This window comes from Segeticoccus rhizosphaerae, from assembly GCF_009192725.1.
Taxonomy (GTDB): Bacteria; Actinomycetota; Actinomycetes; order Actinomycetales; family Dermatophilaceae; genus Segeticoccus; species Segeticoccus rhizosphaerae.
Window position 1 is genome coordinate 1 of sequence record NZ_VOHR01000632.1, and the last position, 887, is coordinate 887.

At 71.4% G+C, this 887-nt stretch carries 1 protein-coding gene; it reads left to right on the top strand.

What is annotated here, in order from left to right:
- Positions 1–40: 40 nt before the first annotated feature.
- Positions 41–887: tRNA 2-thiouridine(34) synthase MnmA (gene mnmA, locus FRW57_RS22210; protein WP_152187102.1), on the top strand; the 847-nt coding region annotated here is incomplete at its 3' end.

Sequence of the window (887 nt, forward strand, 5' to 3'; positions counted from 1 at the left end):
CCCGCCGGGCGCGGGCCGCGACGGCGAGGAGGGCCGGCTGATGCGTGTGGTCGCCGCCATGAGCGGGGGAGTGGACTCCGCCGTCGCGGCGGGTCGGATGCTCGACGCCGGACACGACGTCGTCGGCGTGCACCTGGCCCTGAGCCAGTCGGCCAAGACGCTGCGGGAGGGAGCACGGGGCTGCTGCACCATCGAGGACGCGGGTGACGCGCGGCGCGTGGCGGACGTGCTCGGCATACCGTTCTACGTCTGGGACATGGCAGAGCGGTTCAAGGACGACGTCATCGAGGACTTCGTGGCCGAGTACGCCGCGGGGCGCACCCCCAACCCGTGTCTGCGCTGCAACGAGAAGATCAAGTTCGCAGCCCTGCTGGACAAGGCGGTCGCACTCGGATTCGATGCCGTCGCCACGGGCCACTACGCGCAGATCGTCGAGGCACCGGACGGCTCACGCGAGCTGCACCGGGCGGTCGACATGGCCAAGGACCAGTCCTACGTCCTGGGCGTGCTCGACGCCGACCAGCTCGCCCAGTCGTTCTTCCCGCTCGGCGACACCACCAAGCCGCAGATCCGGGCCGAGGCGAAGGAGCGCGGCTTCTACGTCGCCTCCAAGCCCGACAGCCACGACATCTGCTTCATCGCCGACGGCGACACCCGTGGCTGGCTCGTGCAACGGCTCGGTGAGGAGCCGGGACAGATCGTGGACACGGACGGGACGGTCGTGGGGGAGCACCGGGGCGCCTACGCCTTCACCGTGGGCCAGCGGCGGGGCCTGCACCTGCAGCGGCCGGCTGCCGACGGCGCCCCGCGCTATGTCGTCGAGGTGCAGCCGCGCAGCAACACGGTCGTCGTGGGCACCGCCGAGCTGCTCGGCGTCGACGCGATCA